We start from the raw sequence: 23230 nt of genomic DNA on the forward strand, positions 1-23230 counted from the left end.
ATGAGTTGCGGTATCCCTAATGGTGATGGGATTAACGGATCGGAACTACTCTTTAAGGCCCGTTCCCTAACTTAATTTGCTTCCGAGACCGAAGCCATGTGGATAGTCCGGCTAGCCCTCAGGCGAACCTACACCTTTCTCGTTCTGGCGGTTCTGATCGCCGTGATGGGGGCGGTGAGCGCCCGAAAAATGTCAACCGACATTTTCCCGGAAATCGATATCCCCGTGGTCACGGTGGTATGGTCCTATCAGGGCATGCCGGCGGAGGAAATTGAATCGCGGATTATCCTCGTCACCGAGCGCGTTTTAACGGCTTCCGTCAACGACATCGAGCATATCGAAAGCCAATCGCTCAATGGCGTGGGCGTAATCCGCATTTTCTTTCAGCAGGGCGCTAAAATCGAAGCGGCCACCGCCCAGGTCACGGCCACGTGCCAGACTTTGTTGGTCACGATGCCGCCGGGCATTCAGCCGCCGTTTATCGTTCGCTATAGCGCCACCAGCGTACCGATTTTGCAGGTGGCCGTTTCCAGTGACACTTTAAACGAACAGCAAATCTTCGACTATGCCGCCAATTTCGTAATTCAGCGACTGGGTACCGTTCAAGGGGCCCGGGTGCCGCAACCCTACGGCGGAAAACCCCGCCAGATTATGATCGACCTCGATTTGGATGCTCTCTATTCGCGGGGGCTATCGCCGCAGGATGTCAGCACGGCGGTTACGAATCAGAATCTCATCATCCCGGCGGGTACCGCGAAAATTGGCGACACGGAGTACAACGTCCGGTTGAATTCCAGTCCGGATCTGGTGGACCAATTCAATTTTCTGCCCATTCGCACTGTTAATGGCGTACCCATATACCTGAAAAACGTCGCCGAGGTTCGCGATGGATTCGCCGTCCAAACCAATGTGGTGCGAAGAGATGGACATCGCGCCGTATTAATGACCATCCTTAAGGGAGAAGGAGCTTCGACGCTCGATGTCGTCCGCAATGTGAAAGCAGCGCTGCCAGGCATTCAGGACCAATTGCCCCCGGAGTTGAAACTCGATTTACTCTTCGACCAATCGGTTTTCGTCTCGGCGGCCGTGAATGGGGTTCTCAAAGAGGGGGCGATTGCCGCCGGGCTGACGGCCCTGATGATCCTGCTGTTTCTCGGCTCCTGGCGCAGCACCCTGATTGTGGCGATTTCGATTCCGCTTTCCATTCTCGTGTCGATTAGTTGTCTCTGGGCTTTCGGCTACACCCTGAACATTATGACGCTTGGCGGCATGTCCTTGGCCGTGGGAATTCTGGTTGATGATGCGACGGTGGAAATCGAAAACGTACATCGCAACCTGGGGATGAAAAAAGAATTGCGGCATGCCATACTGGATGGCGCCGCGCAGATCGCCGTGCCCGCTTTCGTTGCGACTCTGTCGATTTGTATCGTCTTTATTCCGATTCTATTTCTGACGGGGACAGTCGCGTTTCTGTTCATACCGCTCGCTCTGGCGGTCGTCTTCGCCATGCTGGCTTCGTACCTTCTATCGCGTACTCTGATCCCAACGCTCGTCCTTTTTCTACTGCCCGAGGAAGCGAAACTTTATGCGGAAGGCCATGAGGGTCATGCCAGCGGAGGCCGGGGACCGATCTGGTGGATGCACCGCATCTTTAACAATCTGTTCGAGCGATTTCGCAGCACCTATCAGCGGGCCCTTGCCTGGTGCCTCCAAAATCGGGCGATGACAGTCGTGGGCATGATGGGATTTGCCCTGGGCACGTTTCTGCTGGAGCCGCTTATCGGTCGCGATTTTTTCCCGACGGTGGACGCCGGGCAGTTCCGCCTGCATGTGCGAGCCCCGGCTGGGACCCGCATTGAAGAGACCGAACGAATTTTCGGTCAGGTCGAGGAAGCAATCCGAAAAATCGTGCCCGATGAGGAGCGTGAACTGATTCTGGATAACATGGGGCTTTCCTCGTTCCTGACTCCCATTGCTTACAACGACAATGGCACAGTGAGCGCGGCGGATGGAGAAATCTTCGTGGCCCTGAAACCGGTACATGCGCCGGTGGCTCAATATCTCAAGAAACTTCGCGAAGAATTGCCGAAGCAATTTCCCGATGTGATCTTCTACTTTCAGCCGGCCGATATCGTGGGGCAGGTATTGAATTTCGGCAAACCGGCTCCGTTTAACATTCAGGTCGTGGGAGTTAGCCGGGAAGCCAATCTGGCGATCGCGCAGAAGCTAAAAACCGAGATTGCCGCTATTCCGGGAATGGTCGATGTGCACATTCATCAGGTCACGGATTCGCCCGATTTGCGCATCGACGTCGATCGTATCCTAGCCAATGAAATGATGATCACGCAAAGTGATGTGGCCCGCAGTATTCTGGTCTCTTTGAGTTCCACCAGCCAGACTTCCCCGAATTTCTGGGTGAATCCCTCCAATCGAGTCAATTATCGCGTGGCCGTGCAAACACCTCAGAGTCGAATCGATTCGTTGCAGAGTTTGATGAACACACCGGTCACTATTCCCGAACAGTCTGCGCCACAGCTTCTGGCAAATCTCGCGGATGTGCGCCGGGCCACTTCGGCCGCCGTCGTCAACCATTACAACATTCAAACGGTCTACGAGGTTTACGCCAACGTGCAGGGCCGGGATTTGGAATCGGCCCAACGCGAGGTGGAAAAAGTTCTCGCCCGAACTCGGCCAGAACTACCGCGCGGCAGTACGATTGCAGTTCGCGGGCAGATTGAAAGCATGAACGATTCCTTTCAGGGATTGGCCGGAGGATTGCTCTTCGCGATTCTCCTGGTTTATCTGCTGATGGTCGTTAATTTCCAAAGCTGGATCGATCCGTTCATCATTCTGACCGCTCTTCCCGGAGCGCTCGCGGGTATCCTCTGGGCGCTGTTCGCAACTCACACGGATGTCAGCGTACCCGCTCTGATGGGCGCCATCATGTGCGTGGGGGTGGCAACTTCGAATTCCATTCTGATGGTCACCTTTGCGAACGATAAGCGAATCGAAGGATTGTCCGCTATCGATGCGGCCTTCGCGGCTGGTTCGACTCGACTTCGTCCCGTGGTCATGACCGCCACGGCCATGATCATCGGCATGTTACCCATGAGTCTGGGCCTAAGCGAAGGCGGCGAACAGAATGCTCCGCTCGGTAGGGCCGTTATCGGCGGACTGCTGGTGGCTACAGCGTTCACGCTCTTGTTCGTTCCCGTGACCTACAGCCTGTTGCGACGCACGGCCCCCGTACCACCAATCGAATAATTCAGGAGCTAGACTCCGAGGACTAGGATGAGCCAGCAAGAGTTACCTAAAAACGAGAAGCCACCGGAAGTTCGGAAGGAAGAGCTTCCCAAACCCGAGCCTTTACCTAAAGGCGGGCTGGGAGTCGTTGCCGGGCTGGTTGTTCTGGCCGGCGGACTGTTTGTCGGTCTCTACTTCATCGGGGAGGTACCTTATAAACGGCAGCAGGATGAACTGCGAAAACAAGCCTCCATGATGGCCGCCACGCCCCGAGTCGCCGTCGTTAAAGCACACCGAATCCCCGGTGAGGCGGAAAGACTCTTGCCCGGAAGTACCTCCGCCTGGTTCGAAACGGCCATCTTCGCCCGAACCAACGGCTATTTAAAACGACGCCTGGTCGATATTGGCGATGTCGTCACGGAAGGTCAATTGCTCGCCGAGATTGAGACTCCCGAGCTAGGGGATCAACTGGATCAAGCGAAATCGACCATGACTTTGCACAAGGCTACCCTGGAAAAAAATGAAGCCAACCTGGCGCTGGCGAAAGCCAACGAAGCGCGCAATCGCAAAATCCTGACCACGGGTGCCATTTCGAAGGAAGAATACGACACCGTGAAAGCTACACTGGAAGTTTCCGCGGCGACTATTGGCGAGTCCAAAGCCCAGATCCTCGTCGATCAGGCGAACATCCAGAGGCTGACTGATTTGCTCAGCTTTCAAAAAGTCTTCGCTCCGTTTCGAGGAACGATTACCGCCCGGAACATCGACGTGGGAGCCTTGATCGTCGCCGATAATCCGACCGCCGCCAAGGAGCTCTTTCATATCATGCAGATCGATCCGATCAAGGTAGTAGTCGACGTCCCCCAGGCATTTGCGGCCGGTATTCATCCCGGAATCGAAGCCAGTGTCACCCGCCGCGAGGACCCGAACCGACCTTATAAAGCGGTTGTCGATCGCACCAGCGAATCGCTTGCCCAGCAGACCAGGACTTTACATACGGAGTTGAGAATTCCCAATAAAGATCGTTCTTTACTGCCGGGAATGTATGTGCTGGTTAATTTCCGGTTCACCCGCGAGTTCAAGCCAGTGGTTGTGCCGGTCGCTTCCATCATCACTCGCTCGAATGGGTTATCGGTGGCGATTCTGGGAAAAAACAATGCCGTCACTTATAAGAAAGTTCAGCTCGGCCGGGATTACGGCTCGGAAGTGGAAGTGCTCAGCGGGCTCGAAGGCGATGAGACTGTGATCATTCGACCCGGGGATGATCTTCCAGAGGGCACTGTTGTGGAACCGGTCGATTCGAGCTCGTCGAAATAAAGGGTGTTAAACCAACTTTTCACAACAGATCAGAAATCCGTACGCTCGCAGCCGTTTTGCCCAGCCGAGCTTGAAAGTTCCATCTAGGCGGGTTGAAATTGGCTTGAAGTCGCGGATTTTAAACCCGGCTTCGCGAAGATCTTTCTCGATCTCTGTCACTGAAAAGTGATGAAGCGTAAGCTTCGCTCCACCCCAGATTTGCGGCATCGGATATTCGCCCGGCTCCTGACCTCGCAAAGATCGCATCCCATCGCGAATTGCCCAGGGCAGGCCCACCAATCGAAAAAGATGGTAACCGCGATTGTGAGCATGCAGCACGAATTTGCCATCGGGTTTTAAAATTCGGTGAACGTGCTTTAAAAACGTCTGCCGATTCTCCCGACCTCGAATCATGCCCCAGGTACTGAATAAGCAGCCGGCATAGTCGAACTGTTCCGCCGGTGTATCATCCAGTTCCACTAGATTTTTTTCGAGATAATCGATCTTCAGCCCGCGTGCCTCGGCCTTCTGTTTCACCTGCTCCAGCATCGCGGCGGACAGATCTAGGGCCGTGCACTGATAGCCGCGGGCAGCAAACAGCAGAGCCAGCCGGCCAGTGCCGCAACCTAAATCGATGAGAGTCCCCGGTTGCGAAAATTGCTGTTCGCAGTATTGCAAATCGAATTCCAGCAACGGTGTGCCGGCCAAGGAGGTATCGTAGGTCCGTGCCAGTTCCGGATTATGAGTGTAGTCCCACACGCCGCGGTCGGTACCGGGCGGCAATTGCCAGTCTGGAATCATACTCTGAATAGTATCAATTGCCCGGGGAGCGATCATGCGGAACAATTCGGTTCGGATTCGCGAGGTTCAGTACCAGACCGAAGATTTTGCCTATCGAACACCGATCAAATTCGGCGGAGTGGCCCTCGACCGAGCGACGATTCTGAATGTGCAAATTTGCATCGAATCGGCGGATGGCTTGAAAACGGCCGAGGGATTCGGCTCCATGCCGTTGGGTAACGTCTGGTCGTTTCCTTCGAAAAAAATGGGCTATGCCGATACCCTGGCGGTCATGCGAAAGCTGATTGTAATAATCGCGAAAATTACCAAGGAATGCTCCGTCGCCGGCCATCCGATTGATATCACGCATGCCCTGGAACCCGATTATTTTCGAGCGGCTGAGGAGTTGTCGCCCGAGTTTCCCGATCCCATTCCACCGCTGGCAACTCTGGTTTGTGCCAGTGCCTTCGATGCCGCTTTGCACGATGCCTATGGGAAACTTTTCGGCCTCAACTGCTATTACACTTATGGACCTGATTTTGTGCCGCACGATTTGGGATATTATCTTGATGAGGAATTTAACGGCATTCGAGTCGATGCCTGCATCACACAGGCTCCGCAGCCGCGGATGCCGCTTTATCATCTGGTTGGGGCCCTCGATCCTCTGACGAGGGAAGATGTTCAAAAACCGGTCGGTGATGGTCTGCCGGAAACTCTGGAGGAATGGATTCCTTTTAATGGTCTGACCCACTTCAAAATCAAATTGAACGGAGAAGATCTTAACTGGGATGTACAGCGCGTTCTTACGGTCAATCGAGTTTGTGAAAAAGTTCAATCTGCTCGCGGAATCGAGCACTATTTCTACTCGCTCGATTTCAACGAGAAGTGCGAGAATGTGCAGTATTTGCTGGCCGTTTTGCACAAGATTCGGGAGAACTCTCCCGTCGCATTCGAGCGCATCCAGTACATCGAACAGCCGACGAAGCGAGATCTGCGCGGCGATGCGCAAAACCGCATGCATGAGGCGGCGAAACTCAAACCGGTCGTTATTGATGAAGCCTTGTTAGGACTGGAAAGCTTAAGCTTGGCGAGAGATCTGGGATATACCGGCGTGGCCTTGAAAGCCTGCAAGGGACAAACGCAATCGTTGTTGATGGCTGGCGCGGCCCGACATCTGAAAATGTTTCTCTGCGTTCAGGATTTGACCTGCCCCGGCGCTTCGCTCATTCACTCGGCGGGCCTGGCCGCTCACGTTAAAGGGGTCGCGGCCATCGAAGCGAATGCTCGTCAATATTTTCCCTCCGCGAATAAACCCTGGGAATTGAAGTTCCCCGGGATTTTTCAGATTCACGACGGCACTATGAAGACGGCGGAATTAATCGGCCTCGGTTTAGGGGCTGTATAAACCCGATTAATCCAACTTGGCCGACGGCGGCAGCAGATCGAGGTCCTTTTCACCCCGGCCCAGCACCTTGGCCCATTCGCCATAGGCCGGGTTGGGAAGAATTATCCAACTCTGGCCCCAGCGATTCTCTTTATCCACCTGCATCTTCCGCTGTTCCACCGCCGTCTTGATCTCTTGGTCCGTATTCTTGCTGCTCACAGACATCTTGAAGCGTTCGTCGAAATCCCGCAAGTTGTCTCCAAAATAGAGGATCACGTTATAATCCTTCTCCACAAGTTTTCTCCGATCCGTTTTGTCGCTGGTCTTCGTTGCGCATAATAGCTGCTCGGCCGGTACGCCAATCTGCAATCGCTTCAGCAGCTTTAACGTGTTTTCCTTATATTTTTCATTGCGGTTGGTGATGTAATAGATTTTTACATTCATCTTCTGCGCGTATTGAATGAATTCCTTGGCACCGGTGATCAACTTGACATCATCCCCGCAGCGTTCTTCGAACAGGTCCCACTTCTTCTGATCGTAAGCCAGTTTGTTGTGAAGTTCATAGGATTGAAAAGCTCCGTTATCCAGGACGGTTTCGTCCAGATCCATGATTATGGCAGCTGGTCGTTCTGATTTGGGACCGTTTAAGCCGAAGCCGAAAGGATTAGTTGTGCCGTTTGAGTTGCCTGAGATACCACTTCCTCCAGTGCCTGTGAAATTCCCGCCTAGACCAGGATCCATTATCGATCCATTAATCTGAAATCGGAAATATGCGTTTAAGCGATTTAGACCCAGCTGATATGCCTGAATGCAGCACGCTCGATACTCCGCCGAGATCTGCATGTACAAATTCGCGTCCAGCCCTCGATGCGGCGGCGACTCCAACGCTACTTTCTTAACGGCGGGCGGTTCAGCCTTCTCCTGAGCCACCATCGGCCAGGCCACCATGCAGGCCATCCCGGCCAGAAAACTCAGCAAACAGGGCAAAAACTTCCGTACAGAAATACAACAATTCATGGCGATACTCCCGGAGTCAGTTCGGATGTCCTGGCAAGCTTATCTTACAGAACGCGGTTATGTTCTAGTCCCCGGAATACTAAATCCCACTCAGTGTGCCAATTGGCTGAGCAGTTGGGAATGTTTTCTGAATTCGGAACGGCCTTCCACTATTCTGCGAACAGCCGACGGCACCATCTACGGCGCTCGAAACCTGCTGCGTGACTGGCCGGAGATTCGAGATCTACTCGAGGAAACAAGTGTTTTCAGCCTGGTTCGGGAAATCCTCGGCCCGCAAGCAGGATTAGTTCGCATCCTCTTTTTCGATAAGCCGCCGGAGCAAAGCTGGGCCCTGCCCTGGCACAAAGATCTGAATATCTCCGTTCGGAAAAATGATCGGCCGAGCAGCCAATTCATTCATCCCACCTTCAAGCATGGCGTGCCGCATGTGGAAGCACCGCAGTCCCTCTTGGAGCGGATGTTAACGGTGCGACTACATCTTGATCCCAGTACCGAAACCAACGGCCCGCTGCGCGTTTTGCCAGGATCGCACCAGTCGAGTAAATCCATCGACAGCTCGGGCGTTGCTCCCGAGACAATTCTCTCGAACGCGGGGGATGCCTTACTTATGCGGCCACTTCTGACCCATTCCAGTGGGGATTCTCAAGCAGGAACGAAGGAGCATCGAAGGATCTTTCACTTCGAGTTCGCCGGGATGCGCGAGTTGCCGGAGGGGTTTGAGTGGTGGGATTTTGTTAGGATTTAATCCTCACTTCCCCACCGCCTCCAAAAACTGAAAAACATCCTTAATCGCCACCTGCACCACCGCCAGATGCTCCACCGCCGGATATTCTTTGTAGATCATCTTCTCTGCCTTATTCTTTATGAGTAATGCTGAGAGCGATTTGCTCCCTCGAAGAGCGAAATCGGAATCGCCGACGCCAATGAAGACGGGCATCTTTTGAAACACCTCTGGCTTACGGATCGAACCCGCACCCCCTAACCCCGCAATCGCGGCAAATTTTTCCGGGGCAGATTGCACGGCACTAAAAGCTTGGGCCGAACCCATAGAGTGACCGACGACAAAGATTTTTCGCGGATCGATGGGATATCTTTTTGAGAGCGTTTCAAGAATCTCCGGAATCGCGGAAGCACCGAAGCCGCCACGCGGAGCAATCATCATCCACCCCCGCTTTTCGCACTCTCGCATACAGCAACCAGCCCCGTACGCGTCGAAGAACATGTTTTCGCTTCCGCCAGCACCATGCATCGCCACCACCAGGGGAACCGGTTTGTCTTTGTTGAGGTTGGCCGGAACGAAAATCCTGACGATTGCGGAGTTTCCCTGAGTGGGGAGAGATAGCCAGAATTCGCCGGGTCTGGACTGATTGTAGTATGTGGCCCCCTGGCGAATGCTCTCGACTAATTTTTCGCACTCCAAGATTAATCGCCCGGCCGGATAATCGGTCTCCAGGGTTTCCCCTTTGGCAAGGTCGGTCAGAAGGTCATTCAGATACGCTAAGGTTTTTGTTTCTACCGATACCTGGGCCTCTTTGGCTCGAGAGGTAAGAAAAGTGTCGAGCGAAGCTTTCCGTGTTGCCAGCTTCTCGACTCGGGAAATAGCCATTTGATAAGTCGAGAGAGTTTTCGAATCGACCTGAATTTGCAGTTCGATTTTCTGATCGATTTGCGGTTCTTTCAGCTTCGGCAACTTGACTAGGAAGCTGCTGGGAATCTTAACGATATCAAATTCCTGGCGATCACCATCAGACAACAGCAGCAGTCGACTTTTCTCAGGCACGGCCTGTTTCGAATCGTAAAACGACTTGAGATTCACTAAAAGTTCGGATGGAGAGGCCTCCAGCAGCCGGGTTTGAGGCACCAGATAAAGAGATTCCGCCCACGACATCGCTGGGGAAACCTTCTCCTGGGTTAAAGCAAATTTCGCCTCGGCGAGATACTGGCCGGCTTTGGGCAGGTTCAACGAGAAAAAAGACTGAACCGCGTTATTAAGAGATTGAACCGTTCGCTTCCGAACTTCCAAATCGTCGATATGCTTTTGAAACGCCTTTTCAAATTCGATGACCCGTCGTCCCAATTCGTGGCGAATTTCCTGTCCGAAGGCCGAAACCGTAGTCAGCAGAAAAACCAGAACAGCGAAAGAGGCGTTTTTGATCATTTAGTCACTCTCATTGATCGTTCGATCCAGATTATCGTCTTGCAGTTTCGAGCGGGATTTAGGGCCGGAGATAAGCGAGATTTTATAGTTAAAAGTGCCGATCATCAATTCGTCGCCGATTTTCAAAACCCCTTCCGTGACCTTCTGACCGTTGATTTTGACGCCGTTGGTACTCCCCAGGTCGCGGACGATCAGACCATCCCCCACCACGGCAATGCAGCAGTGTTTCCGGGAGATTTTTTTGGAATTGAGAAGTACATCGCATTCCGGATGCCGACCGAAGAGAAGAATCGGCTTATCCAGCAGAATATCGGGTCCTTCATTGAGGGATATGAGTTGAACAGTACTGCTCATGTCAGCATATTGACAGAAAACCACCCGATTTCAACGAGTTTTTGCCAATAACCGCACCAGGCGGTCTGGCCCGCGCAAGAAAATCCTTCTTGTTCGATCCAGTTCCACCACTAGTATTTCTTTAGACCATTCTTTGAAAACTACCCCGGATTAAATCTGGTTATGGCAAACCTGCGCACGCCGCTTTACGATTGGCACATTTCTCAAAAAGCCCGCATGGTCCCTTTTGGGGGCTGGGATATGCCCGTGCAGTATAAGGGCGTGATGGACGAGCACAAAGCCGTCCGAAACTCCGCGGGAATGTTCGATGTTTCGCACATGGCCCGCTTCAGCTTCGGCGGGCCGGATGCACTTGCGCTGATCGACGAAATTTTCACCAATTCCGCCGCCGGGATGAAGGATTTCCAGGTCCGTTATGGCCTGGTCTGCAACGAATCGGGCGGTATGCTTGATGACATTCTGGTTTATCGCTGGCCGTACGGTTGGGCGATGGTCGTAAATGCCTCGAATCGAATCAAAATTCTCGACTGGTTGAATGCTAAAAAGGGCGATCGCAACGTCACCATTCAGGATCAGACCTTGGCGACCTGTATGGTGGCCGTGCAGGGTCCGAAAGCGGTCGAATTGTGCAAAGAGATGTTTGCCGATCCGATCGAGGATCTCAAATATTATTACGCTCGTCCAACTAAGTATCTGGGCCAAAACTGCGTGGTGAGTCGGACCGGTTACACCGGCGAAGACGGCATCGAGATCATGGTCGGCGCGGCCCAGGCCAACACGCTGGCGGACGCCCTATTGGCCAAAGGGGTCGTGCCTTGCGGACTGGGTTGTCGCGACACCCTCCGGCTCGAAGCGGCCATGCCGCTGTATGGGCACGAATTGAACGAAACGACCGATCCACTTTCGGCTGGGCTGTCCTGGGCCGTGAAACTGGAAAAACCGAGCTTCATCGGCAAAGAAGCTTTGGCTCAGAAAAAAGCAGCCGGTCTTCCGGCCGTGCGAATGGGCCTGGAAATCGAAGGGAAACGGGCCGCCCGCGAAGGTTGCCCGGTGCTGATTGCGGGGAAACAAGTCGGCGTTATCACCAGCGGCAGTTTTTCACCCACTTTGGAAAAATCGATCGCCATGGCCATGCTTCCCGCAGGCACAACTTCCTGCGAAGTCGATATTCGAGGTACCATTACCCCGGCCAAGGTCGTACCTTTACCCTTCTACAAACGAGCGAAATAATCCGCCATTTGGGAGTCATTTGAATATGGATTTGAATACCCTGCATTATGCAAAATCCCACGAGTGGGCTCACGTCGAAGGGGATATCTGCACCGTCGGAATCACCCAGCATGCCGTCGATCTCTTGACCGATATTATTCACCTGGAACTCCCCAAAGTCGGCGCTGCCGTGAAGGCGGAAACCCGTTTTGGTGAAGTCGAGTCCGTAAAATCGGTTAATGAGCTGATCGCCCCTCTGAGCGGCACGGTTATCGAAGTAAACGACAAGGCGGCCAAGGATACTTCTCTAGTCAATTCCGACCCCTACGGGGCCGGCTGGTTGATTAAAATTAAACTGGCTCCGGACGCCGCCAAGAGTCATCTGATGGATCTAAAGAAATACGAAGACTATTGTGCTCACGAAGGCCACTAGAATTTTGGGAAACTGATTGGGAGCGAATTCCTTGGCGTACATATTGAACACGGCGGACGATCAGAAAGCGATGCTGGCGAAGATCGGCATCCATTCCCTCGAGGAACTATGGGAATCGATACCCGCCGAATTGCGGTTGAACCGAGCGCTGAACATTCCGACCGCGATGAGCGAGATCGAACTGACCCAGCATTTCAGCAAACTGGCGAACCGTAACCGGGCCGCCGGTGAAGCCGTCTGCTTCCTCGGCGGCGGGGCCTACGATCACTTCATTCCCTCGGTCGTCGATGCCATCAGCGGCCGCAGCGAATTCTACACGGCCTACACCCCTTATCAGGCCGAGGCCAGTCAGGGAACGCTCCAAGCCGTTTTTGAATTTCAGACGCTCATGGCCGAGCTGAGCGGTATGGATGTTTCCAACGCCAGCATGTACGAAGGCGGCAGCAGCCTCGCCGAGGCCGTACTGATGGCCATGAGCATAGCCGAACGCCGGGGCGAAATTCTGATCGCCGAGAGCGTTCATCCCGAATATCTGGCGACGTTGAAAACCTACCTGGCCAATTTGCACTGCGATGTACGCGTGCTGCCGACGCCAGGTGGTTTCCTAGATCCTGAACTGTTGAAAAAAGAAATCAATTCGAACTGCATCGCCGTGGCGATCCAGTCGCCGAACTTCTTCGGGCATCTCGAGGAAGTCGAAGCGATCGCCGAGATTGCCCGACAGAACAAAGTGATTTCGATTCAAAGCTTCGATCCCATTTCGCTGGGCATACTCAAACGTCCCGGCGACTACGGCGTGGATATTGCCGTGGCTGAAGGTCAATCGCTCGGGACACCCCTAGGCTATGGTGGTCCATACCTGGGCATTCTCACCTGTCGACAGGAATACGTTCGCAAAATCCCCGGCCGCCTGGTGGGCCAGACAACCGACCGCAACGGTAACCGCTGCTGGGTGTTGACGCTGCAAACTCGCGAGCAACACATTCGCCGGGATAAAGCCACCAGTAACATCTGCACCAACCAGGGCTTGTATGCTTTGCGAGCCGCCGTCTACCTGTCGGCTCTGGGACCAAAAGGATTGAAGGAAACGGCCGAGCTTTGCCTACGCAAAGCCCACTACGCCGCCAGCCAGCTTACAGGGATTTCGGGCGTCGAGATGAAATTCAATCGCCCGTTCTTCAAAGAGTTCACCGTGAAGGTTCCTGGGGATGTGAAGAGCTTGCTCTCCACCCTTCAGGACGATGGCTATTTTGCCGGGTTGCAAACAGGTCGTTGGTATCCCGAGCTCAGCGACTGCTTAACGGTGGCCGTGACGGAGAAGCGAACCCGGGCCGAGATCGACGGTTTGGCCGGTTTGCTGAAAAGCACCCTGAGCGCCAACCCGAGCGGTAAGAAGCAAAAAGCCTGAGTGCGGAGGCAGCTATGCCGTCACCATTCCCGGGTATGGATCCGTGGCTGGAAAGATCGATGATCTTTCCAGATCTGCACAATCGACTAATTATCGGATTGAGTGAAGTACTGAACCCTTTACTCCAGCCGAATTATTTTGCGATTAGTGCCAACCGGGTTTGGATTGAAACAGGCAAGACCCGCGAACCGGATATCAGCGTTTACCACGATGATCGAGCGACTGAAAATCAACAACCGAATGCTTTATCGGCGACAAGCTTGGTGGAATCTGGGCTGTTGATGTTGGATGCCGAGGAAGAAGAAACGCGGGAGGAGATGTATCTCGAAATTCGCTCGGGAGATGGTGATCGACTGGTTACTGCAGTCGAGATCCTGAGTCTTGCGAATAAATCGTCCCCCGCTGGGCGAGCGGAGTACCAGAAAAAGCAGAAAGAATATCTTCGGGGTGGAGTGAATCTGGTGGAGATCGACTTACTCCGGGGTGGGATACACACGACTTTCGTGTCGAAGAACCAGCTCGGCAAACATGCCGTTTGCGATTACCACCTATGCATTACCCTGGCGAGCGGCGAGAAGTGCTATGTGACACCGATTCGACTCGAAGATCGCTTGCCACCGGTTTATATTCCGCTGGAAGATACGGTGAAACCGGTCAGAGTGGAATTACAACCGATCTTTGATCGGTGCTACGATGCGATGCCTTACGCAAGACTGGCGAAGTATGCAGAACAATATCCCGATCCGCCTTTGTCGGCCGAGCAGAGAACTTGGGCGCATCGGATTCTGGAGGAGAGTCGACTCCTCTAGGTGTTTTCTGACCGCGGATGTGATTGCTGATTGCTCAAAACGGAACGACGATACTTAAGAAACTGACAATGAATAATACCCAATCTACCGAACTTTTATTCGAACTTTCCAAGAGCGGCCGGCGTTGCCATATGCTGCCGGCAAGCGATGTGCCGGATGCCGGAAAGATCTCGGATATGATCCCTGGCAAATATCTGAAAGAGACCCCTCCGCCGTTGCCCGAGTTGGGGGAAATCGAAGTGATCCGGCACTTCACCAATCTCTCGACACGCAATATGTGCATTGACACCAACTTTTATCCGTTGGGTTCCTGCACCATGAAGTACAACCCCAAACGGCACGAACGACTGGCCGCCAATCCGAATTTTTCCGGACTACATCCGCTGCAGGACGATGCGTCCACCCAGGGCATGCTCGAAGTCCTCTGGGAAATGCAGAACTTTCTGAGCGAGATTTCTGGCCTTCCCGCGGTTTCTCTGCAACCCGCCGCTGGAGCGCAAGGCGAACTCACGGCCTTGTTCGTCGCGGCCGCTTACTTCCGCGACAAGGGACAGACCCATCGCCGCAAGGTGCTTGTACCCGACTCGGCCCATGGCACCAATCCCGCCAGTGCCGCACTGGCCGGGTTTGAAACGGTGACCATCAAGAGCGATGCCAACGGCCTCGTAGACCTGGAAGATCTCAAATCGAAAATCGACGAGCAGACCGCCGTGTTCATGATCACCAATCCGAACACGATTGGTCTGTTCGAGAAGCAGATTCGTCAGATCACCGATCTCCTGCACGCTCACGGCGGATTGGTCTATCTCGATGGCGCGAACATGAATGCAATTCTCGGAATCACCCGGCCGGGCGATTTCGGGGCCGACATGCAGCACTACAACGTGCACAAAACTTTTACCGGTCCTCACGGCGGCGGCGGCCCGGGTTCCGGTCCGATCGCTGTGCGAGATTTCCTGGCCCCTTATTTGCCTGTACCGATAGTGGTGAAAAAAGGCGATCAATTCGCTCTGGAATTCGATCGCCCCAAGACCATCGGCCGGGTGCGCTCGTTCTTCGGAACCATCGGAATTCTGCTCCGTGGCTGGGCCTACATTCGTACACTGGGCCCCGACGGGTTGAAGGCCGTGAGCGAGCACGCCGTGCTGAACGCGAACTATCTGCTGGCTTTGCTGAAGGATAAATACGAAGTGCCGCACGGCACCCGGTGCATGCACGAATTCGTGGCCAGTGCCAAGGCTCTCCGCCGCGAAAAGAAGATCAGCGCGATGGATATTTGCAAGCGACTGCTCGATCACGGTTTCCACGCCCCGACGGTTTACTTCCCGTTGGTGGTGGCCGAGGCTCTGATGATGGAGCCGACGGAAACTGAAAACAAAGAGACACTGGACGCTTTTGCGAAAGCCTTGATTTCCATTGTGGAGGAAGACGCCGCCTACCTGCAGAAGGCCCCGCATACATTGAACATCAGCCGGCCCGATGAAGTGAAGGCGGCCAAGACGCCGATTCTGAAGTGGGCGCCTACTGCGTGATGTCAGGTTAGTAACGGGATGGAAATCACACGCTGCGGGTAGTATCTTCCCGCAGTTTTTTTTGCGAAAGTGCTGCCACTAACAACCCGCTATCGATCACTCTAAGTCATTACCAAACAATGGCTTGGGTGGCACTGGCTATCTGACAGTGCGTTAGAGAAAGAGCACGGGAAAAATCTGAAATCTCAACCCAGAATCTCGTGAGAGCTAGTATGTAAAATGGCAGGGTGGTCAAAAGAAAGACAGTGGTTGCGAATACGCAATGGCAGATGGCAGATGCTACCCCGTCGCGGAGCGCGTCAGAAAGACCGGCGAGTTACCTGAAACGGTCGCCCTGCTTTCGACTGTTCCCGATTCCGATTTAGTGGCGGTGAATTTCGGGAGTAAAAACCCAGATCCGAAGCCGGGAACCAGAGCGGCCCCCACTACCAGTCCTTCCAAATAACGACCATCAACGAAGTGTCTCCACTTTGAGCTGCGGTTTCGACAAGTCTGGGAATTTCTATCCCTGGGATAATCTGCAATATCTCGAAGATAGGAATTTGGAGGAGTATTCTGACAAAATGATTCGGGCTACACCTTTTTTGAACAGCTGGAAAGTTCCCCGAGTCCGATTTATGAAGCGAAAATGGAGATGTGACCTACTCGAACTTTATCCGAATTATGTTGTCAACCAAAAGGCTCGAGAGGCATTCGAATCTCTATTGGGAAACACGGTCGAATATTTGGATGTGAAATGTTCGAAACCGCACGATCTCTAGATGATTCGCCCGCTCGTGCACGTAGAGTTTGGGCCATGAGCGGTGCACAACACGCAGGTGGATGATAATATCACCAGAATTTCAAAGTACGATTTCTTGCCGGAAGAAATTGAAGGAATTCCAATTTTTGGTGTGAGGCAGGCTAAAAATTCCTCGGCCCGGAAAGCGGGAATTTGCTAGGGCCCTTATTACTGTAGCCAGGAATTCATCCAGTGCTACCGAGAGCACGATCTGCAAGGATTGGTTTTTGAAGAGATCTTCTCCTATCCTCGGCCGACAGTTGCTGAGGAATAGAGTCTAAAAATGCAATACTTCGAAGGCTGCGGAAAAGTGTTGTTGGGGCGATCGGCTGGCAATGCTTAAACCATGTTTCGCAGCCAAAATATAAATATATTCTTAAATTAATTGGCATTGCTGCCCTTGCAAATACCTACATATTTAATCCTCATTGTTTAGAATTACAGATATACCTCTGAACATTTTACCCAATCGTAAAATACTACCTATTTTCATTTGACATCCCAACTCGGATTGTTACGTTAAACGCAACTTCCAATAGCCCAATTTCGCTTTAATTTGTTTCATTTTTGAGCTGCACAAATATGTTTCAGTTCAGACCACCTCTTTTTCGCAGGTTGATCGCCTGCACACTACTCTTGGCCCTCAACGCGAGCTTGAGTCGCGCATCCGACTATTCCTGGTCCGGCCCCGGTGGTGCCGGCGGTCTCAACGGCAACTGGAATTTATCGACCAACTGGACGAGTTCCAACGGCGGCGTCAGCTATCCCCTGGCAGGAGACAACGCGCTTTTAGGATTCCTGGGTACCACTTACACGGTCACTATCAGCGACACCGAAGCCGTCAACAATCTGACTATCGCCTCCGGAGCGATCGGAGCCTTGGGGAATCTCTCGCAAACCAGCGGATCCGCATTTACACTTTATGGAACTTTCACAAACAACTCCGGATACAGCAATACGGGCGGCTCGTTCACTTTAGCAAGTGGTGCCGCTTACCTGGGGCAAAGCGGCTCCTCCTTTACGCTCAATAACGGCTCGACGCTCACCATCAACACCGGTGCCAGCTACACTCTCAACTCAGGCTCTTCCGCCACCATCAATTCGGGAGCCAATTACAACCTGAACGGTGGAGCTGTCACTACCAATATCGATCTCAATTTCAGTTCGGGTTCGACCTTTAACTTTACAGCCGGTACTCTCGCCGCTCCCAGTTCGACGGTTGCCATTTCGGGCACCTTCACTTGGTCTGGGGGCACGTTCCAGTCGGGCACCATTAACGCCTATGCCGGCGGCGCACTTAGTGGCTCCTCGAATTATCTCAACGGGGCAGCCTTAACACTCTACTCTTCGAGCACTTTGGCGGGCTCTCTCAATATCGACAACGGCAGCGTCCTCACCTTCGGTTCGGGTTCTACCGTCACGACCACCAGTGGAATTTCCATCAGCCGAAGTAGCAATGTCGGAACGGCCACAATCTCAAACGCCGGCTTTTTCGTGAATAATCTCACGTCCGGTTCCAGTTCCATCGGAGCTAACATCACCTTCAACAACACCGGTACGATACAACTTTTGTCGGGTAGCCTGACTCAGAATGGGAATGGTACCAACAGTGGAACGTGGACACTCAATGGTGGTTCGCTGACACTGCAACCCCTAGCCTCCTACACCCTGGGGTCCGGCACGAATATTACACTCGACAACGGTTCGATACTATCGACCACTCTCGGAGCTACGCTGTCCACCAATGCCGGCGTAAATATCAGCCGATCCAATGGAACGGGTTCGGGAACGTTTTCGAACGCGGGAACTTTCATCAACGATTCGAATACATCCAACAGTAATATCCAGTCCAATGTGACCTTCAATAACACCGGCACCGTTCAAGCCAATTCCGGGATCCTTCTGATCAACGCCAACGGTACTAACACCGGATCTTTCCTACTTAACGGCGGGACACTGAGTATCGAATCGGCCTCCAATTACACCTTCGGCTCCGGAGCGGCTATCAGTTATGGAACCGCCAATTCCGGGGTCTTTCAAGTCAACAGTGGAACCCTGAACGTGAATGCCAGCGTTCCTTCCGTGAACTTAACTTTCCTCAATGGAACGATCCAAGGAACTGGAATTTTCAATGTCAGCGGTCCGGTCAACTGGTACAGCGGAACTTTCGCCGGTTCTGTGACCGTCAACGCCAACGGGGGACTCAACACCAACGCCGGTTCCATGTTCATCAATGCCGCCAGCGTCAATATCGGTGGATCCAGCACCTGGATTGGTACCCTCTACATGGACAACGGAGCCACACTCACCAACAACTCCGGTGCCACCATCACCAGCACCGCCGGATTCTCGATCAGTCGCTACAACAGTGTCGGAATCGCCACTTTCCTCAACGCCGGAACCCTCATCAACGATTCCAACACCACCAACAGCAATATTCAGTCCAATGTGACCTTCAATAACACCGGTACCGTTCAAGCCAACTCCGGCCTCCTACTTATCAACGCCAGCGGCACCAGTACCGGAGCTTTCGCCCTCAACGGCGGAACCATCAGCATCGAGTCCGCCTCGATTTACAATTTGAATAGCGGGGCCAGCATCGTTTACGGGGCTTCCAACACCGGTTCCTTCCAGGTCAACAGCGGCACCCTGAACGTAAATGCCAGCATTCCTTCCGTCAACTTAACTTTCCTCAATGGAACGATTCAAGGCAGCGGGACTCTTAACGTCAGCGGACCAACCAACTGGAACAGCGGAACTTTCGCTGGTTCTGTGACCGTCAACGCCAACGGCGGACTCAACACCAACGCCGGTTCCATGTTCATCAATGCCGCTTCCGTCAACATCGGTGGCTCCAGCACCTGGAACGGCACCATCTACATGGATAACGGAGCCACACTCACCAATAACTCCGGTGCCACCATCACCAGCACCGCCGGATTCTCGATCAGTCGCTACAACAGTGTCGGAATCGCCACTTTCCTCAACGCCGGTACCCTTATCAATGATTCCAACACTATCAACAGCAACCTCCAAAACAACGTCACTTTCAACAACACCGGTACCCTTCAAGCCAAATCTGGCAGCCTACTCATCAACGCCAGCGGCGCCAGCACAGGAGCTTTCTCCCTCAACGGCGGAACCATCAGCATCGAATCCGCCTCGACTTACAATTTGAATAGTGGGGCGAGCATCGTTTACGGAGTTTCCAACTCCGGTGTTTTTCAAGTCAATGGCGGCACGCTGAACGTCAACAGCACCATCTCGGCGGTTAACCTCAAATTCAATTCCGGAACCATTCAAGGCAGCGGGACTCTTAGCATCAGTGGACCAACCAACTGGTACGGCGGAACTTTCGCCGGCGCTGTGACCGTCAACGCCAACGGCGGACTCAACACCAACGCCGGTTCCATGTTCGTCAATGCCGCCAGCGTCAATATCGGTGGATCCAGCACCTGGAATGGCACCCTCTACATGGACAACGGAGCCACACTCACCAACAACTCTGGTGCCACCATCACTAGCACCGCCGGATTTGCCATTGTTCGATATTATGGAACGGGAGCCGCCACTTTCGTGAATGCGGGTACCCTCATCAACGATTCCAGTACCACTAACAGCAACCTCCAAAACAACGTCACTTTCAACAACACCGGTACCGTTCAAGCCAATTCCGGCTCCCTGCTCATCAACGCCAGCGGCACCAGTACCGGAGCTTTCGCCCTCAACGGCGGAACCATCAGCATCGAATCCGCCTCGATCTATAGTTTGAATAGCGGAGCAAGCATCGTTTACGGAGCTTCCAACTCCGGTGTTTTTCAAGTCAATGGCGGCACGCTGAACGTCAACAGCACCATCTCGGCGGTGAACCTCAAATTCAATTCCGGAACCATTCAAGGCACCGGAACTCTTAACGTCAGCGGAGGGACCACATGGAATGGCGGGACCTTTGGAGGCGCGGCGACCATCAATGCCAACGGGGGATTAAATATCACGGGTTCTTCCAGTAATTTCCTAAATGGTGCCGCAGTGAACGCGGGCGGCACCAGTACCTGGAGCGGGACGTCTTACATCGACGGAAATAGCGTGTTGACGATCAATGCGGGGGCGACAGTAACCAATAACACTTCTTCCGGCCTATACCGGTACAATGATCAAGGTACTGCTAGCTTTTTCGTTGCAGGACAGTTTATTAACAGTGCCAATTACACAGTCTCTTCGAGTATCAGCTTCTCGAATACGGGCACAGTTCAAACAGTGACTGGCTTCCTGGATGTCAGTAATGCCATTCTGCCGCAACTCACGGGGGGAACCCTTTCAGGCGGCTCCTGGCTGGTCGGAGACAACACCACTTTGAATTTCGGATCCAATTCCATCAGCACGATCGGGACGAACACTCTCGTGCAACTCGGCGGCCCGAATGCCACTTTCGCGGCTTTGAATTCACTCACCACGAACAATGGCACTCTGAACGTGATTGGCGGTGCGAATTTCACGCCAACGGGAGGATCGATTTCGAACAACGGGACCATTTTCGTAGGAAGTTCCAGCACGGTTACCGCGGCCGTGAACGTCAATAATGGGGCGAAACTTTACGGGATTGGTTCTATAACGGGAGCGCTGAGTGTTGCCAGCGGTGGCAGCCTGTTCATCAGCAATCCGAACACAAATGCCCCGGGTATTTTGAATGCTTCCTCGAGTGTTACGCTCAGCCCGGGCAGCACCTTCAATGTCTATCTGAACGGCAACACGGCCGGATCGGGCTATTCCCAATTGAAAATGGTTGCGGGCCAGACCTTGTCGGCTTATGCCACATTAAATGTCGTGTTAAACTACGGCCCCACCATGACAGACAAGTACTTTATCATCATCAACGGAACGAATTCTTCGAACAGCACCTTTAATGGTTTACCGCAGAACAGTCAGGTCAGTCTGGGAACCTATGGTGGCAATAGCTTCTATGGATACATCAGCTATACGGGCAACGCCGCCACGGATTCCATCACTGGTGGCAACGATGTGGTGATCTACAACCCCGCTCCGGAGCCGGGAAGTTTGTTAGCCTTGGTCGCTGTATTGGGACTGGGTTGTTACTCTCGACGCAAACGGCAAGTACTGACGAATTTAGCGGTTTGATCACTTAACGGATGATTAGCTTTATAACTTGTCAACCGGCTGCGATAATAAGTGATGATCGCTAAAAAAATTGGAATCGAGTCCTGTACAGCAGCAACATGCAAGCCGAGGGCAAAATTAATTATTAACGATTCTTTACAAAGGCTTTTTAATGGCTCTTCCGTTTCTAGGTGTAGCATCCAGAGAAATGCTTCTGTATCTGGTTGACGAAGCCGCGAATCTCCGCAATGGTCGGCCCTAATTTTTTCGCGGCCCAATTCACGTCCAGGAGTATTCTCGTCCAGAGCGTAGTTAGACTCTGAATTCCATAACTTCGGCGTAGCACTACCCGAATCTTGGTATTCAGACCCTCCACCGGGCCGCTGCTTTTGCGTTCCTCGAAGTAGGCTAAGATCCCCTCCCAGTTATTCTTGAGCATCGTGATGAACGGCTCCCAATCCATCTCGGTCTCGCGGGCCTGGACGATCCAATCTTCCAACAGTCGCGAGGCTTCGGCTCGGTTCGGGGCCGTATCGAAGATCTTGGTCGCCTCCCAACGCAGATGGTAGATCGTTCCCAACGAAGGCACCTTCTCGAACAAATCCTCGAGGGCCTGGACCTGCTCCGGATTCAAATCCTCCGGACGACGCCGGAAGTCGTGCATCTGAGAACGCAGCTTCTTGCGGGCTTCCCCGCTCAAACTTCGCTTGTAGGCTCGATAGTTTTTTTTCGCAGATCGTCCGCCACCTCCCCCAATTTCTTGGCGACGTGAAAGCGATCTATTACCGACTGGCTGTTGGGTAAATGCACGCCGCAAGCCTTCAAATACGCCGCGCTCATGTCCGTATGATGCCAACGCACCGCCGACCGTTGCTGGGCCGACAAACGCTCTAAACACGCTTGCCCCGCTGCTTCGTCACGACCCTTGGACAGAGCGAGAATCTCCGGACGCTCCGCATTCGTCAGGTCCGTGAGAATGGTCGCATATCCCTTATGCCCCTTACGCAGGCTGATCTCATCCAGACCCAAACGCTCGATCTTCCGCTGGGGATCGATCTGCTTCGCCTTGGCGTCCTCTATCCGGTTCTTGACGATTCGCTCCACCGTTTCCGCGGCGATCCCCAAACGCACTGCCACGTCTTCGGCTGTGCTCCCGATCAGACTGACCAGCACCTGCTCCTCGAAACGAAACGTATATTTCACATCCCGACGCTTGAACGGCGGCAACAGCGATTGACGGTGACCGCACGACGGGCAGCGGTGATACAACTCCTGGTACACGAAAAAGCTCGGCTTACCCCACAAGTCTAGATCGCGGATGCTCAGAAACTTGTTCTTCTCCACCAATTGAAGCCGAGACTCTCGCTGGCATGTCTCGCAACAAAGATTGTCGGGCAACTGCCAACTCACGTGAAAGGCGTGGCCGCCGTCGACGCGTTCGTATTCGCCAACGCTCACTCCGGCAGGGACGTCCATGTCTATGGCAATGGTAGTCGTTGTCATCGGCTCTTCCGTGAACCAGGAAAAGGGTACTCTCAATTGCAATCTATCCCAGTAGGACACTTTCGCCGAGGGTTGCGCCTAAAAACGGAAGAGCCTTTTTAATTGTGAGATTCCAAAGAGTATTTCTTAATATACAATTTTGATCAGATCGTCGATCAGAAACATTTACAATTCTCGAAACTGTTTTATAGGTGATGAGTATATTTAC

At 53.2% G+C, this 23230-nt stretch carries 17 protein-coding genes; 11 read left to right on the forward strand and 6 right to left on the reverse strand.

From position 1 onward, the window contains the following. Positions 1–96: 96 nt before the first annotated feature. Together KIH39_RS14815 and KIH39_RS14820 are read left to right on the forward strand one after the other, a co-directional pair. A complete protein-coding gene (locus KIH39_RS14815; protein WP_213494010.1) occupies positions 97–3264 on the forward strand; it encodes an efflux RND transporter permease subunit in 3168 nt (1055 codons plus the stop codon). A gap of 27 nt (positions 3265–3291) precedes the next feature. Beyond that, positions 3292–4560, forward strand: a complete 1269-nt coding sequence (locus KIH39_RS14820; protein WP_213494011.1) for an efflux RND transporter periplasmic adaptor subunit — start codon at positions 3292–3294, stop codon at positions 4558–4560. A gap of 6 nt (positions 4561–4566) precedes the next feature. Here the strand turns inward: KIH39_RS14820 and KIH39_RS14825 are convergent, their stop codons facing one another. Then, positions 4567–5376 (reverse strand): class I SAM-dependent methyltransferase, encoded by an 810-nt coding sequence (locus KIH39_RS14825; protein ID WP_213494012.1) that lies wholly within the window; start codon positions 5374–5376, stop codon positions 4567–4569. On the opposite strand from KIH39_RS14825, the gene KIH39_RS14830 reads away from it, so the two are divergent. Further along, positions 5375–6724 carry an enolase C-terminal domain-like protein gene (locus KIH39_RS14830; protein ID WP_213494013.1) on the forward strand — a complete coding sequence of 450 codons (1350 nt, stop codon included), beginning with the start codon at positions 5375–5377 and terminating at the stop codon, positions 6722–6724. The genes KIH39_RS14825 and KIH39_RS14830 overlap by 2 nt on opposite strands. A 6-nt stretch (positions 6725–6730) precedes the next feature. Here KIH39_RS14830 and KIH39_RS14835 read toward each other — a convergent pair whose 3' ends face one another. Next, the gene (locus KIH39_RS14835; RefSeq protein ID WP_213494014.1) at positions 6731–7720 is read right to left on the reverse strand and encodes a 5'-nucleotidase, lipoprotein e(P4) family; all 990 of its coding nucleotides are present in this window, start codon (positions 7718–7720) and stop codon (positions 6731–6733) included. A 25-nt stretch (positions 7721–7745) separates the two neighbouring features. Between KIH39_RS14835 and KIH39_RS14840 the strand changes: the two genes are divergently transcribed. Beyond that, entirely contained in the window at positions 7746–8465 is a 720-nt protein-coding gene (locus tag KIH39_RS14840; protein ID WP_213494015.1) for a phytanoyl-CoA dioxygenase family protein, read from the forward strand. Positions 8466–8468: 3 nt separating this feature from the next. Here the strand turns inward: KIH39_RS14840 and KIH39_RS14845 are convergent, their stop codons facing one another. Then, positions 8469–9878 carry an alpha/beta fold hydrolase gene (locus KIH39_RS14845; RefSeq protein ID WP_213494016.1) on the reverse strand — a complete coding sequence of 470 codons (1410 nt, stop codon included), beginning with the start codon at positions 9876–9878 and terminating at the stop codon, positions 8469–8471. Further along, positions 9879–10232 (reverse strand): FHA domain-containing protein, encoded by a 354-nt coding sequence (locus tag KIH39_RS14850; protein ID WP_213494017.1) that lies wholly within the window; start codon positions 10230–10232, stop codon positions 9879–9881. Positions 10233–10394: 162 nt separating this feature from the next. Between KIH39_RS14850 and gcvT the strand changes: the two genes are divergently transcribed. From gcvT to KIH39_RS14885, 7 genes are all read left to right on the forward strand, one after another. Next, on the forward strand, positions 10395–11462 hold the full coding sequence (gene gcvT / locus KIH39_RS14855; protein ID WP_213494018.1) for a glycine cleavage system aminomethyltransferase GcvT: 1068 nt from the start codon (positions 10395–10397) through the stop codon (positions 11460–11462). A 25-nt stretch (positions 11463–11487) separates the two neighbouring features. Next, positions 11488–11874, forward strand: coding sequence for a glycine cleavage system protein GcvH (gene gcvH / locus KIH39_RS14860; protein WP_213494019.1), 387 nt, complete (start codon positions 11488–11490; stop codon positions 11872–11874). Positions 11875–11905: 31 nt separating this feature from the next. Further along, entirely contained in the window at positions 11906–13282 is a 1377-nt protein-coding gene (gcvPA, locus tag KIH39_RS14865; protein ID WP_246539309.1) for an aminomethyl-transferring glycine dehydrogenase subunit GcvPA, read from the forward strand. Positions 13283–13296: 14 nt separating this feature from the next. Continuing rightward, entirely contained in the window at positions 13297–14091 is a 795-nt protein-coding gene (locus KIH39_RS14870; RefSeq protein ID WP_213494020.1) for a DUF4058 family protein, read from the forward strand. Positions 14092–14159: 68 nt separating this feature from the next. Then, complete coding sequence (gene gcvPB / locus KIH39_RS14875; RefSeq protein ID WP_213494021.1) at positions 14160–15623, forward strand: aminomethyl-transferring glycine dehydrogenase subunit GcvPB; 1464 nt, start codon at positions 14160–14162, stop codon at positions 15621–15623. 262 nt (positions 15624–15885) lie between these two features. Continuing rightward, the gene (locus KIH39_RS14880; RefSeq protein ID WP_213494022.1) at positions 15886–16068 is read left to right on the forward strand and encodes a hypothetical protein; all 183 of its coding nucleotides are present in this window, start codon (positions 15886–15888) and stop codon (positions 16066–16068) included. A gap of 918 nt (positions 16069–16986) precedes the next feature. Then, positions 16987–21540, forward strand: a complete 4554-nt coding sequence (locus tag KIH39_RS14885) for a beta strand repeat-containing protein (RefSeq protein WP_213494023.1) — start codon at positions 16987–16989, stop codon at positions 21538–21540. A gap of 166 nt (positions 21541–21706) precedes the next feature. Here the strand turns inward: KIH39_RS14885 and KIH39_RS14890 are convergent, their stop codons facing one another. Further along, complete coding sequence (locus KIH39_RS14890; protein WP_213494024.1) at positions 21707–22219, reverse strand: transposase; 513 nt, start codon at positions 22217–22219, stop codon at positions 21707–21709. Continuing rightward, positions 22216–23022 carry a transposase gene (locus tag KIH39_RS14895; protein ID WP_213494025.1) on the reverse strand — a complete coding sequence of 269 codons (807 nt, stop codon included), beginning with the start codon at positions 23020–23022 and terminating at the stop codon, positions 22216–22218. The genes KIH39_RS14890 and KIH39_RS14895 overlap by 4 nt, the downstream gene beginning before the upstream one ends. Positions 23023–23230: the final 208 nt, after the last annotated feature.

Origin of the sequence: Telmatocola sphagniphila, from assembly GCF_018398935.1 — a bacterium.
GTDB lineage: Bacteria > Planctomycetota > Planctomycetia > Gemmatales > Gemmataceae > Telmatocola > Telmatocola sphagniphila.

Excerpts from the sequence above, each read along its gene's own strand:
- KIH39_RS14815 (WP_213494010.1), top strand. The coding sequence starts at position 97 with ATGTGGATAGTCCGGCTAGCCCTCAGGCGAACCTACACCTTTCTCGTT.
- KIH39_RS14820 (WP_213494011.1), top strand. The coding sequence starts at position 3,292 with ATGAGCCAGCAAGAGTTACCTAAAAACGAGAAGCCACCGGAAGTTCGG.
- KIH39_RS14830 (WP_213494013.1), top strand. The coding sequence starts at position 5,375 with ATGCGGAACAATTCGGTTCGGATTCGCGAGGTTCAGTACCAGACCGAA.
- KIH39_RS14825 (WP_213494012.1), bottom strand. The coding sequence starts at position 5,376 with ATGATCGCTCCCCGGGCAATTGATACTATTCAGAGTATGATTCCAGAC.
- KIH39_RS14835 (WP_213494014.1), bottom strand. The coding sequence starts at position 7,720 with ATGAATTGTTGTATTTCTGTACGGAAGTTTTTGCCCTGTTTGCTGAGT.
- KIH39_RS14840 (WP_213494015.1), top strand. The coding sequence starts at position 7,746 with ATGTCCTGGCAAGCTTATCTTACAGAACGCGGTTATGTTCTAGTCCCC.
- KIH39_RS14845 (WP_213494016.1), bottom strand. The coding sequence starts at position 9,878 with ATGATCAAAAACGCCTCTTTCGCTGTTCTGGTTTTTCTGCTGACTACG.
- KIH39_RS14850 (WP_213494017.1), bottom strand. The coding sequence starts at position 10,232 with ATGAGCAGTACTGTTCAACTCATATCCCTCAATGAAGGACCCGATATT.
- gcvT (WP_213494018.1), top strand. The coding sequence starts at position 10,395 with ATGGCAAACCTGCGCACGCCGCTTTACGATTGGCACATTTCTCAAAAA.
- gcvH (WP_213494019.1), top strand. The coding sequence starts at position 11,488 with ATGGATTTGAATACCCTGCATTATGCAAAATCCCACGAGTGGGCTCAC.
- KIH39_RS14870 (WP_213494020.1), top strand. The coding sequence starts at position 13,297 with ATGCCGTCACCATTCCCGGGTATGGATCCGTGGCTGGAAAGATCGATG.
- gcvPB (WP_213494021.1), top strand. The coding sequence starts at position 14,160 with ATGAATAATACCCAATCTACCGAACTTTTATTCGAACTTTCCAAGAGC.
- KIH39_RS14880 (WP_213494022.1), top strand. The coding sequence starts at position 15,886 with ATGGCAGATGGCAGATGCTACCCCGTCGCGGAGCGCGTCAGAAAGACC.
- KIH39_RS14885 (WP_213494023.1), top strand. The coding sequence starts at position 16,987 with ATGTTTCAGTTCAGACCACCTCTTTTTCGCAGGTTGATCGCCTGCACA.
- KIH39_RS14895 (WP_213494025.1), bottom strand. The coding sequence starts at position 23,022 with ATGACAACGACTACCATTGCCATAGACATGGACGTCCCTGCCGGAGTG.